This is a genomic window from Parasedimentitalea marina (assembly GCF_004006175.1).
Classification (GTDB): domain Bacteria; phylum Pseudomonadota; class Alphaproteobacteria; order Rhodobacterales; family Rhodobacteraceae; genus Parasedimentitalea; species Parasedimentitalea marina.
Map to the genome: position 1 here is coordinate 3,907,181 of NZ_CP033219.1, position 13,754 is coordinate 3,920,934.

The following is a 13,754-nucleotide window of genomic DNA, read 5'->3' on the forward strand; positions in this document are numbered from 1 at the left end:
TTGTTTGGTTGATCTGTTGAGACCACACTAACAAGGGCTGATGACAATTAGTGTCATTAGATGAGCGACAGCTTGCAAAAAAGGCCCGCCATGTCTGACGGGCCTCTCGCTCTTTAGTGTACCACCGCGTCGTCCGGTTTGGGACGATTGGTGGATCCGACACGGTCACCGATGATCAGCCCCTCGGCACCGGCCGAGACCGGCACGGTGTCGCCGTCTTTGACATCGCCCCCAAGCAGCATTTCGGCCAATGCGTTTTGCAGGGCGCGTTGGATCACCCGTTTCAGGGGACGGGCACCAAACACCGGGTCATAGCCTTCGTCGGCCAACCATGTGCGGGCCTCATCGTCCAGCGCCAGCGTGATCTTGCGGGCAGCGAGACGTTTGATCAGCCGCGCCAGCTGGATATCAACGATGCCATCCATGTCCTCGCGTTTGAGGCGGTCAAAGATGATGGTTTCATCCAGACGGTTCAGGAACTCAGGGCGGAAATGACCGCGTACTGCCTCCATCACGTCACGCCGCGCATCAGATGCATCGGCACCGTCGGGCAACTGGCTAAGGGCCTGCGCGCCAAGGTTCGAGGTCAGCACAATCAGCGTTTGCTTGAAATCAACCGTGCGGCCCTGACCATCGGTCAGCACACCATCATCGAGCACCTGCAACAACACGTTGAACACGTCCGGATGCGCCTTTTCGACCTCGTCAAACAGCACCACCTGATAGGGACGTCGACGCACGGCTTCGGTCAGGGCACCGCCTTCGTCATAGCCAACATAGCCCGGAGGCGCGCCGATCAGACGGGCGACCGAGTGTTTCTCCATGTATTCCGACATATCGATGCGCAGCATGGCGTGTTCGTCGGCGAACAGGAATTCGGCAACAGCCTTGGTCAGCTCGGTTTTACCCACGCCGGTTGGGCCAAGAAACAGGAAGCTGCCCAGCGGGCGGTCTTCGTCGTTCAGCCCCGCACGGGCGCGGCGGACGGCGTTGGCGACGGCGGTGACGGCATCGTGCTGGCCAATAACGCGGCTATGCAGCTCATCCTCCATCCGCAGCAGTTTCTCGCGGTCGCCTTCCAGCATCTTGGACGTCGGGATACCGGTCCAGCGTTCCACCACGGCGGCGATCTGTTCGGGGCGCACCGCTTCTTCGACCATCACCCCGGTGTCTTCGCGGTTTTCGGCGTCGGCCAGCTGTTTTTCCAGATCGGGGATGACACCATAAGACAGCTCACCCGCCTTGGCGAGATTGCCTTGCCGTTTGGCAATTTCCAGATCGGCGCGGGCCTTTTCGAGCAATTCCTTGATATCGCGCGCACCGGCAAGCTTATCCCGTTCGGACTGCCACTGCGCCGTCATCTCGGCACTGCGTTCCTGTAGCTCAGACAGATCCAGCTCCAGGGTTTCCAGACGATCCTTGGAGGCCGCGTCGTCTTCCATCCGCAGGGCTTCGGCTTCGATCTGCATCTGCATGATCTGACGGTCAAGCTGGTCCAGTTCTTCGGGTTTGCTGTCGACCTCCATCCGCAACCGGCTGGCGGCCTCGTCCATCAGGTCGATGGCTTTGTCCGGCAGAAAGCGGTCGGTGATATAGCGGTTCGACAGGGTCGCCGCCGACACCAGTGCCGAGTCCGAGATCCGGACACCGTGGTGCAGCTCGTACTTTTCTTTGATGCCACGCAGAATCGAGATGGTGTCCTCGACTGTGGGCTCAGAGATCACAACTGGCTGGAAGCGACGGGCCAGGGCCGCGTCTTTTTCAACGTATTTGCGGTATTCATCCAGCGTGGTGGCGCCGATACAGTGCAATTCACCCCGCGCCAATGCCGGTTTGATCAGGTTGGCCGCATCCATGGCACCGTCGCCTTTGCCAGCGCCAACCAATGTGTGCATTTCGTCGATGAACAGGATGATTTCACCCGCCGCCTCGGTCACCTCGGTCAGGACCGCTTTCAGGCGTTCTTCGAATTCGCCACGATATTTGGCACCGGCAATCAGCGCGCCCATATCCAGCGAAAGCAGTTGTTTGTCGCGCAGGCTCTCCGGCACATCGCCGTTGATGATCCGCAGGGCCATGCCCTCGGCGATGGCGGTTTTACCCACACCGGGTTCGCCGATCAGAACCGGATTGTTCTTGGTGCGGCGCGACAGCACCTGCATGGCACGGCGGATTTCTTCGTCGCGGCCAATGATAGGGTCGATCTTGCCCTCGCGGGCGGCCTCGGTCAGGTCGTGGGCGTATTTCTTGAGCGCGTCATAGCCGTCTTCGGCAGTGGCGCTATCGGCGGTGCGGCCCTTGCGAATATCGTTGATCGCCTCGTTCAGACGCTGGGCAGAGACACCGCCGGCATCCAGTGCATCCTTGGCCTTGGACTTGACCATACACAGGGCCATCAGGACACGTTCAACCGGGACAAAACTGTCGCCAGCCTTGGTCGCCAGCTTTTCAGCCTCAGCCATGACCTTGGCGGTTTGGCCATCCATGTAGATCTGACCAGCGGCCCCACCACTGACTTTGGAATGCTTTGACAGCGCCGTTTCCAGCGATTCCACCACGCGTGATGGCACCCCGCCTGCCCGGCTGATCAGGTTACTTGCCAACCCCTGATCATCGTCCATCAGTGCTTTTAGAATGTGTTCCGGAACCAGTCGTTGGTGCTCTTCGCGCACCGCTATGGTCTGAGCGGCCTGCACAAAACCACGTGCCCGCTCGGTGAACTTATTTAAGTCCATCTATCTCTCCTTTTAAAAGCGCCCGGCAATTTGAAACGCCCGCTTGGCGGCACGCCCCGTTTTGGGCCTCAACATCAATGTGGGTAGTTCTACCATCTCTTCAAGGGGCATAATCCACGGAAAGGATGAGAATTTCACTTACAGATCTCAAAGAAGATTGTTTCCATTTTGGCCACAGTTTCGCCGGCATTTTATGGAATTTTTAGAGAATCACAATTTTAGGACTTACAGTCGGAGGTCACCATGCTTGCGAATAACATCGAGATCTTTCAGCGCCGTTTCAAGCGCAACAGCGCCCGTCGCCGCGCCAATGTGGCGCTGTCAATGAGCTATCGGTCCGTCAGCCTGTATTGCCAGATCACCCTGCCCAAGCGGCAGAACGCACCCACTTGTCAGTCTTCAGAAGTTCAGTCGGGTCGCGGAAACCTGCGACTGGTTACCCCCTGACACACCGGCACTGATCCAAAATCAGTCGACAAATCTGCCCCAGCGCAGATACTGGCAGCATGAGTCGCCTGGATGACATTCGCGCCCAAAGCACTTGGAAAGACCTGTTTGAGGGTCAGCCGCAGCATTTGGGCTTTGCAATTCTGCTGAGCGCCGGGGCGATTTCGCTGCTGATTGTCCCGCAGGACGCACCACACATACTGGGGCTTAGTTCTGTCGGCTGGGCCAAAGTGTCGATCGCGTTGGCGGTGCTCCATCAAATCATTGTTGCGCTGGTGTTTCGCCTGCAACTGCATCGAAACGTCCTAAGCCGCTGGTTGGGTGATCGCGATATGGTCGTCTGGCGTTTGGTTTTTATTCCGCTTCTGATCGCGCGGCCGCTCTCATTGATCATGGCCGCCTGGGCCGATACGGCGTCAATTTCGCAGTATCCCCTTACTGAAGCTGTCATTGGTATCTTGTTCCTGGGATTATCCATCTGGGCGTTGCATTCTGTCCTTGTGCACTTTTCCATCCGCCGCGCCCTGGGCGGCGACCATTTTCGAGATGAAATTGCGGCCCTTCCGCTGGTGACCAAGGGTGTCTTTAAATACACCTCAAATGGAATGTATGGGGTCGCGTTTCTGGGCCTGTGGGGCATTGCTTTGGTATTTGGGTCGTGGAATGCACTGGTGCTGGCGCTGTTTCAGCACTGCTATATCTGGGTCCACATGTACTGCACCGAGAGCCCCGATATGCGCTGGATTTATGGTGTATCCTAGGCCCTTGTGCTGACGTGCAACGGGCCATAGACAGGCGCAACCCAAACAGAACCGGAGCTTCCCCCATGTCCGACGACCGCCTGATTGTTGCAATGGATGTCCCCAACGCCGTGCAAGGCCTGCAACTGGCCGAGCAGCTGGGCGACGCCGTATCATTCTACAAGATCGGCCTGGGCATGTTGACGGGCGGCGGGTTGGCGCTGGCCAACGAGCTGAAGCACGAGATGGGCAAACGCATATTTCTGGACATGAAGTTGTTCGACATCGGCGCTACCGTTGAAAATGCGGTACGTGGACTGGCGCAGTTTGATTTGGATTTCCTAACAGTGCATGGCGATCCCTATGTGGTGTCAGCCGCCAAACAGGGCGCTGCGGGCAGTGACATGAAAATTCTGGCGGTGACCATCCTGACGTCTCTGGACCGGCAGGATCTGGATGGCGCGCTGATCAAAGATGGCGCCATTAAAGATCTGGTGCTCGAGCGGGCAGGCAATGCCTTTGCCGCCGGATCGGACGGTGTCATTGCATCGCCACAAGAGGCCGCACTGATCCGCGCCCTTCCCGAAGCAGAGGGCCGTCTGATCGTTACCCCGGGTGTGCGCCCCGCCGGTGCTGACCTTGGCGACCAAAAGCGTGTGGCAACCCCGGCCAAAGCCATTGCAGACGGCGTCGATCACATTGTTGTCGGACGGCCCATCTGGCAAGCCAAAGACCCGCAAGCCGCGGCGCGGGCCATTCTGGATGAAATGAAAAGTCCATAGGCTAGCATTCCGAACCCGGGCTAATGCACCGAAAAACAGTGGTTCACCTTTGTTACAAGGGTGAACGCACAAAATATCAGCAAAATAAAAACTTACCGTAAATTCGGCGCCACCCTGAATTTACGGATGGGAACTGGCCGCTGACCTTACGTCAAGCGCCTTTCTATAAACGAAAAAATTGCGCCCAAGGCCTAAAAGCGCGCCAAATTGTCTCTGTGCCGGCAAAGTCACATTCATGACTCTCAATTGCGCCTATTTGCATTCCAAACTTTGCGATATTCAAAAAATCGATGAACCTGTGCTCAAGACACTCCCCTTGCGGGCTCTCTTCCTGAGGTCCGTTAACTTGCCCCCGCCTCAGCAGCGGGGGATTTTTCTTTGTGCTCAAGCCTCATCATCGTCGAGATACTCCTGCAGCCGCTTCGCAAAATGCGGCACCGCCAGTGGATGCGCGCAATAGTCCCTGGGTGACATCAGCTTCCAGCACTGGCCCTCAGAGCCAAATCGAATTTGCTTTATTAATGAAACAGGCTGTCGGGCCACAAAGAACCAAACCAACCCTCGGGGTCGGCTATACTGCCGCGTCCAGATCAGGTCAGTTTCCTGCAGCTCAAGCCCGACTTCCTCATAGGTTTCGCGCAGGGCACAGTCTGCTGGAGTTTCATTGCCCTCGCGTCCACCGCCCGGCAGATCCCAATGCCCGGGATAGGGGATATCCGCCTTGTCATCCCGCAAGATCACCAATAGTTCGCGCCCCAGAAACAAGGCTAATTTAGCGCCAGAATACGTCATCTGAACATGATTGACGCGCCTATGGGATAAAGACAATACCCTGCTGACAGGCTAGACTGGGCAGCAGATGTAAGACCCTTGTCCCACCAATGCCCAAATGAGCGCCACCATGCATGCCATATGCCGAGATTGCCTGAGCCAGGTCGCACCAGCGCGACGCTGTCCGCACTGTGGCAGCCCAAGGGTGAAGGCACATGAAGAACTGTTTGCCTTGCAGATTGCCCATATGGATTGCGACGCGTTTTTCGCCAGTGTGGAAAAGCGCGACAACCCGGAGTTGGCCGACAAACCGGTGATCATCGGCGGTGGTAAGCGCGGCGTGGTCTCAACCGCCTGCTATGTCGCCCGCATTCGCGGAGTGCGATCGGCGATGCCGATGTTTCAGGCCCTGAAACTTTGCCCCTCTGCAGTGGTGATTAAACCGCGCATGCACGCCTACGTCGAGGTCTCCCGTCAGATCCGCGCGATGATGGATGAATTGACCCCGGATGTTGAACCGCTGTCTCTAGACGAAGCATTTATGGATTTAAGTGGCACCGAGCAGCTGCACGGTGCACCGCCAGCCGTGATGCTGGCGCGGCTGGTGAAACGGATGAAAGATGAGCTGGGGATTACAGGATCAATCGGCTTGTCTCATAACAAATTCCTCGCCAAAGTCGCGTCAGATCTGGACAAGCCCCGTGGTTTCTCGGTGATTGGCAAGGCTGAAACCGATGCCTTTTTGTATGACAAGCCAGTCCGTTTGATCTGGGGCATTGGCCCGGCAGCTCAGGCCAGTCTGGACAAGGCCGGTATCCGGATCTTTGCCGATCTGCTGCGCTGGGAGCGCCGCGATCTGGCGGCGCGCTTTGGATCTATGGGGGATCGCCTTTGGCATCTGGCCCGCGGCGAAGACCGGCGCCGTGTTTCAGCCCATGCCCCGATGAAATCCATCACTAATGAAACAACATTTTTTGAGGACACTGCCAATCCCGACATACTCGATGGCCATTTGTGGCGGTTGGCAGAAAAAGTGTCAGGTCGCGCAAAAGCCAAACAAAAAGCTGGGCGTGTGGTTTCACTCAAGCTGAAGCGCGCCAACCATTCGGCGCTGACCCGGCGCATTTCTTTGCGTGATCCGACCCAAATGGCCGAGGTAATTTACCGCACTGCCCGAGAGTTGCTGGATCAAGTTGGCGACCAGGGCCCCTACCGGCTGCTTGGTTGTGGGATCGCAGATTTGGTGCCCGAGTCGCAAGCGGACATTACAGGTGATCTTCTGGATCCTCAGGCTATCCAACGGGCCAAGGCCGAACGGGCAACCGACGCGATTCGCGACCGGTTCGGCGCAGACGCCATCCAGAAAGGCCGTGCGCTTCGCTAACCCGCCTTCGGCGGCTGGGGCTTTACCCCAGACCCCAGGATATTTACCAGCCAGATGAAGAGGATCCACCCTTCATCTGGCCAGAAATATCCCGGGGGATGAGCAGGCCATACCTGCGAAGGGGGCAGCGCCCTCTTACTCTGCCGCCAGGGCCGTCGGCTCGTCGCCGATTTGAGAGATTTGGACAATAACCTCCCGCAGCAGTTCTTTTATGGCCGCGAAATTTCCGTTCGGCTTTATCGCCACCTCATCCATATATAACGCCCGGTCAATTTCCACTTGTACCGCATGTTGGCCGCGTGAGGGGCGGCCGTAGGCCTGCGTGATGTAAGCTCCGGCAAACGGAGTGTTGCGGGACACCTTCAGACCTACCCCGACGAACGCTGCCTCAATCTGATCCACCACGTCGCCGCTGGCTGAGGTGCCAAATCTATCACCGAGAACCACTTGCGGCTGATGATCACCGCGTTTTCCCATGGTCTCGATCGCCTCATGTGGCATCGAATGGCAATCTACCAGAATTGCCTGACCAAATTGACCATGTGCCTGCCGAAGCAAGTTCTGCAATGCGGCATGATACGGTACCCAATGAGTGTTGATCCGCTCTTGCGCCTCAGCCATCGATAGTTTGCCGCGATAAATCGCCTGCCCTTGAGCCACCACACGCGGAATCACCCCTAATCCAGAGGCAATCCGGGGATTTTGACCCTTGCGCGGCACACCTTCGATGAGCGCCGGGTCCAATTCGTCAACGGCGCGATTGAGGTCCAGATAAGCCCGGGGTGCTAGAGCCGTCAGAAAAGGCGATCCGTAGTCCGGGGCCGCAGCAAAAAGCTGATCTACAAAAGCGTCTTCCGAACTTCGGATCTGATGGGGTGACAGAATCGACCGGGACAGAAAGGATTCTGTGTATTCTGTACCGCTATGTGGCGAGGCAAAAACCACTCCAGACTGCAGTTTTTTTGGCGAAAACACGTGAAAAGCAGCTTTGGGCATCCTATCTCCGGTGTGTCTGGTTCAATAAACAGCATAGTACAGAAATTTCTATGGTCAAAAGCTCTTGCGCCCCTGCACGACTCCTTTTATAGACCCCTTCACCGGCGCAGACCTCTGCGCCCCATTCATTTGGGGCTGGAAATAAACGCAGGTATTCATGGGCGCTTAGCTCAGTGGTAGAGCACTTCGTTGACATCGAAGGGGTCACAAGTTCGAACCTTGTAGTGCCCACCATGAATTCATTGTTGTGACTGTAAAGTCAGGACACCCGTAACCTAGGCGCTGGTTCGCGCCGCAGAACAGGAGAATGACTATGAAAGTCAAGAACTCGCTCCGCTCGCTCAAGAACCGGCATCGGGATTGCCGCATTGTGCGTCGTAAGGGTCGCGTCTACGTGATCAACAAGACTCAGCCCCGCTTCAAAGCACGCCAGGGCTAAGGTCTAGCACTGCTAGAGACTTTTTGAAAACCGCATCCTCGGATGCGGTTTTTTTGCGTTTATCACCACCCTTTTGTACCGGTGGTCTTGCCCTGGCCCCGGCTAATCTACCGGACCCAAAAATTTACTGTCTGAGGCAAGAGTACGGGCGGTTTAAATTTCCGAGTAATTCTGTCAGTTTATATTTGCATCCCGCTCAATTTCGTATAATTGACTAAATAAGTCGGGAACTTTCTCGGATCAGAGATCTACATTGGGACATGTTATGTTGAAATCATCTACTTTTATCGCCTCTGCCCTTATTGCAGTGGTCGCCACGTCGGCTGCTGCAAGCGGCGAGCTGAACCTGTATTCGTCGCGCCATTATGACACTGACGAGCGTCTGTACTCTGATTTCGAAGAGGCCACCGGAATCACCATCAATCGCATCGAAGGCAAGGGTGACGAGCTGATTGCACGTATGGAAGCTGAAGGGGCAAATTCTCCTGCTGATATCCTGCTGACAGTAGACACATCCCGTTTGGCGCGTGCCAAAAACTCTGGCATTCTGCAGTCCATCGACAGCGCGGTTCTGGAAGATAAAGTACCCGCCAACCTGCAAGACACCGACAATCAGTGGTTTGGATTTTCGCAGCGCGCCCGTATCATCTTTTTCGACAAGGCAGACGTGGCAAACCCACCTGCAACCTACCTTGACCTGGCCAAACCAGAGTACAAAGGCCTGGTTTGTATCCGGTCGTCGACCAACACCTACAACCAGACCCTGTTGGCGTCGATTGTGACCCATCATGGTGAAGACGTTGCCAAAGAGTGGGCAACAGGCGTGGTCGCCAACATGGCACGGGACCCCCAGGGTGGCGACACTGACCAGTTGCGCGGCATCATCTCTGGCGAGTGCGAAATCTCAGTTGCCAACTCATACTACTTTGCCCGTTCAATCCGCAAAAACGTCAAAGGACTGTCTGACAGCCGCGACATGATTGGCTTGAACTTCCCGTCGCAGGATGCTGAGGGTGCGCATATGAACTTGTCTGGTGCCGGCGTTGCAGCCCATGCACCAAACAAAGACAACGCCATCAAGTTCTTGGAGTATCTGGCGTCACCTCAAGCGCAGGAATATTTCTCGAACGGCAACGATGAATACCCCGTAGTCGCCGGTGTGGAGCTGGCCCCAAGCGTTGCTGCCCTGGGTGACTTCAAGGCGGACGATATCGTGCTGGCTGACGTCGCCAAGAACATCCCTGTTGCGCAGAAGATCTTCAACGAAGTGAATTGGAAATAACCCTCTCTTCCTCCATTTGAGAGAGAGGCAATCGGACAAGGCGCGGAGATTTCCGCGCCTTGTTTGCGTTTGAGCAGACGTCAGTCAGAAAGAAGAGATCTGTATGCCCGCGACCAGTGTTTGCGATTACCTGTCGTAAAGTGGCCAGTCGTTTTCCGATCCTTCAAGCAAGGTGTCCAGCATTGAGCAGTCTTGCTGCCCCGCCTGACAGGGGAGCATCAGTTGCTCCAAGGCGGTCTCCATCTGTTCCAAGTCAGAGATTTTTTGCCGGATGCTTTTCAGGTGACGTTGCCCCAGCGTTTGCGCATCCTCACAGGCCAGATGATCTGAGGATGCAATACCAAGCAGCGATTTTGCCTCTGCCAGTGAAAACCCTAGATCCCGGCACCGGCGAATGAAGCGCAAGACATGAATTTCGCCAACCTGGTACTCTCGGCGCCCAGCCGGGCTGCGGTCAGGGCCTGCTACCACGCCTGTTCGTTCATAATAGCGTATCAATTCAATGCCCACGCCACTGCGACGGGCGGCTTCACCAATTGTGACCACGGCAAATCTCCTCTTGCTCCTGTAGCGCCTACAGCTTGCAAAATAGCCCAACCTTTTAACAGGCTGGGACAAGATACCGTGATCAAGCCCGCATTGATGTCTACTTTTGCTGCACTTGGTGTGGCCAGTTGCTGCATCCTGCCGATGACCCTGATGATATTCGGGGTAGGTGGCAGCTGGATGGCGGTCTTTGCCCGCACCGCGGCTTGGGCTCCCCTCTTTATAGCAGTTGCAGCCTCTATGACCGCCCTGGCTTGGGGTATCGCCTGGCGACGCCATCAAGTGCGGCGGCTGATACCGACGCTGGCAATACTAACCGCTATGACACTGCTGGCCTGGGGGATCTGGGCCAATGAAATGGCTATCAATGACCTGCTGATCAGCTGGATGTAAGGACGACGAATGCAAATAGAATTGAACTCTACACTGACCTGCCCACACTGCGCCCATGCTCAGGTTGAGACGATGCCCACGGATTCCTGCCAATGGTTCTATGACTGCACCAAATGTGGTGCGGTCCTGAAACCTCTGCCCGGTGATTGCTGCGTCTTTTGTTCTTATGGAACGGTGCCCTGTCCGCCAATCCAGCAAGGCGACAGCTGCTGCGGGTGATGCTTCTTAGCTGCGCCGTCGGACCTGCCTGCAGATCAGAACCACCGGCAGCAAGCCAACAGCCACAATCACCAGTGACGGCACCGCAGCACCTTCTAGCCGCTCGTCCGAGGCCAGCCGGTAGGCCTGTATCGCCAGCGTATCAAAATTAAACGGCCGCATGATCATGGTGGCCGGCAGTTCCTTCATCACATCGACAAAGACAATCAGCAGCGCGGTCAGCAGACTGGGTGACAGGATCGGCAGGTGCACCCGGCGCAACATGCCAAAGGGGCCCTGCCCCAGTGATCTGGCAGCGGCGTCCATATTGACATGAACCGTGCTTTGGCCGCCCTCATAGGCCCCCAGTGCAGCCGCCAGAAACCGCACCACATAGGCCGCAACCAGCAACCAGATCGACCCGGTGATCAATAACCCGGTCCGGATGTCAAAGGTGCTGCGCATCCAGGCGTCCAGCGTGTTGTCGAATGCAGCAAAGGGCACCATCAGCCCAACGGCAATCACACCACCCGGCACGGCATATCCCAGCCGCGCTGAATAGGCTGCAGCCGTCGCTGTTCGTCCGGGTTGCAAACGTAGGTAAAAACCAATGCAGACCGCTGCGCAGACCGTGAGCAGGGCGGCGACGCTGGCCAGTGTCAGTGAATTCTGGATAAAGCCGATATAACGGCGACTAAACAAATTCTGCTCGGACTCGAGCCCCATATTGATCAGGATCACCAAAGGCAGCAGAAACCCCAACAGAACCGGAATTGCGCACAGTCCCCAGGCGATCACCACTTTACTACCCGTCAGATCGGCGGGTGGCATTTTGGTATGCTGCTTACCGGCCTGATGATAGCGGGCCTTGCCACGGGTCGCGCGTTCGACCACCGCCAGTGTCAGCGCGAACCCCAACAGCACGAGCGCAAGCTGCGCAGCACCAGCCCGGTCGCCCATGGAAAACCAGCTGGTGTAGATGCCGGTGGCAAAAGTCTGCACGCCGAAATACGAGACGGTGCCAAAATCAGCGATGGTCTCCATGATCGCCAGCAGCACACCCGAGGCGATGGCAGGTCGTGCCATCGGCAGGCTGACCCGCCAGAACGCCTGCCACGATGTATTACCCAGGGCCCGTGCCGCCAGAAAGGCGCCCGAGCTTTGCTGAAGGAAGGCCGCGCGGGCCAGCAGATAGACATAGGGGTACAGCACCAGCACTAACATCAGCGCAGCGCCAGCGGTCGAGCGGATCTCGGGGAACCAATAGTCGCGCGGCCCCCACCCTGTGACCTGCCGCAGAGTGGTCTGCACGATACCGGGATGATCCAGAACAAATGTATAGGCATAGGCCAGCACATAGGCGGGGAAGGCCAAGGGAAGAATCAGCGCCATTTCAAAGAAACGCACACCGTGGAACCGGGTCATTGTCACCAGCCAGGCCGCGCCCACCCCAATTGAAAACGTCCCCAGGGCCACCAAAAGCACCAACACAATGGTGGTGCCTGTATAGCGCAGCAGAACGGTCTCCATCAGATGAGAGACTGTGTCGGTGCCGCCAGTCACTGCGGCCAAAAACACCGCCACCATCGGTAAAAGACAGGCCAGCGCCACGGTCCAGGCCAGGACCGACAACAGGCGGCTACCGCCCTTAGTGCGGCGGCGATTGCCCTTGGGGGCATATACTGGGGTATCACTCACGGCTTTGATAGTCCGCCTTTGTTACAGGGCTAACCTCTTATGCGACCAAATTGCTCGGAAACTCCAGATCGAAAGCTCATCAAAGACAAAAAGCCCCAAATGCTGTTGGAGCATTCGGGGCCATTTTTGCAAAATTCAGGAAGATCAATCGTATTTACGCTGATCCTCGATGACCAAACCATCCTTGGGGAGGGCTCCGGGTGTTATCATTTCGACCTTGGCCTTCAGCTTCAGCACCTCGATCACCGACCGGGCATAAGCAATTTCGTCACCACCCGGCGTTTCGATCTGCACCGTCATAGCGTCCATTTCGCCATCGCGGCGCACGATGACACGCGCCTTGGTGACCTCGTCATGCTTGGCCACCAGGGATGCCACCTGTTCAGGGCGCACGAACATACCCTTGATCTTGGTGGTTTGATCGGCGCGACCCATCCAGCCTTTGATCCGCATATTGGTGCGACCACAGGGGCTGACGCCCGGCAGTACCGCGCTGAGATCGCCAGTGGCAAACCGGATCAACGGATAGTCAGGGTTCAGTGTGGTGACCACGACCTCGCCGACCTCACCCGGGGCAACCGGAGTCCCAGTGCCGGGCGTAACGATTTCAACGATGACCATTTCATCAACGATCATCCCCTCCATTGCGGCGCTTTCATAGGCGATATTGCCCAGATCCGCAGTGGCATAGCTTTGCAGGCAGGCGATGCCGCGATCCGCATATTCCTGACGCAGACTTGGGAACAAGGCCCCGCCGCCCACAGCCGCCTTAGAGAAGTTCAGTTTGACCCCCATGGCATCCGCTTTGTCCAGGATCACTTTCAGGTAATCCGGTGTCCCGGCATAGGCGGTCGCGCCAACATCCCGGGCCGCAGTCACCTGCAGCTCGGTCTGGCCAGTGCCCGCAGGCAGAACCGTGGCACCAACAGCACGCGCTCCGCTTTCAAAGATCATGCCCGCAGGTGTCAGGTGATAGCCAAAGCAGTTCTGCACCACGTCACCCGCGCCAATGCCACAGGCATGCAGGAACCGCCCCATGCGCCACCAGTCATGGGTGATGCCACCGGGTTCATAAATCGGGCCGGGCGACTGAAAGACATGCGCGACGTTCGACACCGCAATACCACCAAAGGGTGGGTTTTCCTTTTGCCATGCGCTTAGCTCTGCTTTGCGCAGAACCGGATATTGTGCCAGATCCGAGAAGTCCTGCACCTCGGGTCCATCCAGATTGCAGGCATTCTTGGCGGCGCGTGCGCGGTCAATCTGGCTGCGCAGGCCGTCAAGCTGAGCCTTGGCCCGTTCGTCGGCTGACCGGGTTTCAAGCGCGTCAAAATAAGTCATTT

General features: G+C 57.0%; 14 protein-coding genes and 1 tRNA gene. 9 read left to right on the plus strand and 6 right to left on the minus strand.

Annotated elements, in window-relative coordinates:
- Positions 1–113: 113 nt before the first annotated feature.
- The gene (gene clpB / locus EBB79_RS18790; protein ID WP_127750355.1) at positions 114–2,735 is read right to left on the minus strand and encodes an ATP-dependent chaperone ClpB; all 2,622 of its coding nucleotides are present in this window, start codon (positions 2,733–2,735) and stop codon (positions 114–116) included.
- A 243-nt stretch (positions 2,736–2,978) separates the two neighbouring features.
- Between clpB and EBB79_RS18795 the strand changes: the two genes are divergently transcribed.
- The 3 genes from EBB79_RS18795 (at position 2,979) to pyrF (ending at position 4,704) form a co-directional block, all read left to right on the plus strand.
- A complete protein-coding gene (locus EBB79_RS18795; protein WP_127750356.1) occupies positions 2,979–3,182 on the plus strand; it encodes a hypothetical protein in 204 nt (67 codons plus the stop codon).
- Positions 3,183–3,241: 59 nt separating this feature from the next.
- On the plus strand, positions 3,242–3,943 hold the full coding sequence (locus tag EBB79_RS18800) for a methyltransferase (protein WP_127750357.1): 702 nt from the start codon (positions 3,242–3,244) through the stop codon (positions 3,941–3,943).
- A gap of 65 nt (positions 3,944–4,008) precedes the next feature.
- Positions 4,009–4,704: an orotidine-5'-phosphate decarboxylase gene (gene pyrF / locus EBB79_RS18805; RefSeq protein WP_127750358.1), complete on the plus strand. Its 696-nt coding sequence runs from the start codon at positions 4,009–4,011 to the stop codon at positions 4,702–4,704.
- Between the two features lie 384 nt (positions 4,705–5,088).
- On the opposite strand, the gene EBB79_RS18810 is transcribed toward pyrF, so the two are convergent.
- The gene (locus EBB79_RS18810) at positions 5,089–5,496 is read right to left on the minus strand and encodes an NUDIX hydrolase (RefSeq protein WP_127750359.1); all 408 of its coding nucleotides are present in this window, start codon (positions 5,494–5,496) and stop codon (positions 5,089–5,091) included.
- Between the two features lie 109 nt (positions 5,497–5,605).
- Here EBB79_RS18810 and EBB79_RS18815 point away from each other — a divergent pair, with 109 nt between their 5' ends.
- Positions 5,606–6,859, plus strand: a complete 1,254-nt coding sequence (locus tag EBB79_RS18815; RefSeq protein ID WP_127750360.1) for a DNA polymerase IV — start codon at positions 5,606–5,608, stop codon at positions 6,857–6,859.
- Positions 6,860–6,994: 135 nt separating this feature from the next.
- Here EBB79_RS18815 and EBB79_RS18820 read toward each other — a convergent pair whose 3' ends face one another.
- Positions 6,995–7,855 (minus strand): N-formylglutamate amidohydrolase, encoded by an 861-nt coding sequence (locus tag EBB79_RS18820; protein WP_127750361.1) that lies wholly within the window; start codon positions 7,853–7,855, stop codon positions 6,995–6,997.
- Between the two features lie 159 nt (positions 7,856–8,014).
- Here EBB79_RS18820 and EBB79_RS18825 point away from each other — a divergent pair.
- The 3 genes from EBB79_RS18825 (at position 8,015) to EBB79_RS18835 (ending at position 9,576) form a co-directional block, all read left to right on the plus strand.
- Positions 8,015–8,089: transfer RNA gene (locus EBB79_RS18825), tRNA-Val, on the plus strand.
- Between the two features lie 79 nt (positions 8,090–8,168).
- A complete protein-coding gene (ykgO, locus tag EBB79_RS18830) occupies positions 8,169–8,294 on the plus strand; it encodes a type B 50S ribosomal protein L36 (protein ID WP_008205324.1) in 126 nt (41 codons plus the stop codon).
- A 265-nt stretch (positions 8,295–8,559) separates the two neighbouring features.
- A complete protein-coding gene (locus EBB79_RS18835) occupies positions 8,560–9,576 on the plus strand; it encodes a Fe(3+) ABC transporter substrate-binding protein (RefSeq protein WP_127750362.1) in 1,017 nt (338 codons plus the stop codon).
- A 126-nt stretch (positions 9,577–9,702) separates the two neighbouring features.
- Here EBB79_RS18835 and EBB79_RS18840 read toward each other — a convergent pair whose 3' ends face one another.
- The gene (locus EBB79_RS18840) at positions 9,703–10,122 is read right to left on the minus strand and encodes a MerR family DNA-binding protein (protein ID WP_127750363.1); all 420 of its coding nucleotides are present in this window, start codon (positions 10,120–10,122) and stop codon (positions 9,703–9,705) included.
- 78 nt (positions 10,123–10,200) lie between these two features.
- Between EBB79_RS18840 and EBB79_RS18845 the strand changes: the two genes are divergently transcribed.
- Together EBB79_RS18845 and EBB79_RS25275 are read left to right on the plus strand one after the other, a co-directional pair.
- On the plus strand, positions 10,201–10,515 hold the full coding sequence (locus EBB79_RS18845) for a hypothetical protein (RefSeq protein WP_238704949.1): 315 nt from the start codon (positions 10,201–10,203) through the stop codon (positions 10,513–10,515).
- A gap of 72 nt (positions 10,516–10,587) precedes the next feature.
- The gene (locus EBB79_RS25275; RefSeq protein WP_274594844.1) at positions 10,588–10,734 is read left to right on the plus strand and encodes a GDCCVxC domain-containing (seleno)protein; all 147 of its coding nucleotides are present in this window, start codon (positions 10,588–10,590) and stop codon (positions 10,732–10,734) included.
- A gap of 6 nt (positions 10,735–10,740) precedes the next feature.
- Here EBB79_RS25275 and EBB79_RS18855 read toward each other — a convergent pair whose 3' ends face one another.
- Entirely contained in the window at positions 10,741–12,420 is a 1,680-nt protein-coding gene (locus EBB79_RS18855) for an ABC transporter permease (protein ID WP_127750365.1), read from the minus strand.
- A 135-nt stretch (positions 12,421–12,555) separates the two neighbouring features.
- Positions 12,556–13,752: a phenylacetate--CoA ligase family protein gene (locus EBB79_RS18860; RefSeq protein ID WP_127750366.1), complete on the minus strand. Its 1,197-nt coding sequence runs from the start codon at positions 13,750–13,752 to the stop codon at positions 12,556–12,558.
- Between the last annotated feature and the right edge of the window lie 2 nt (positions 13,753–13,754).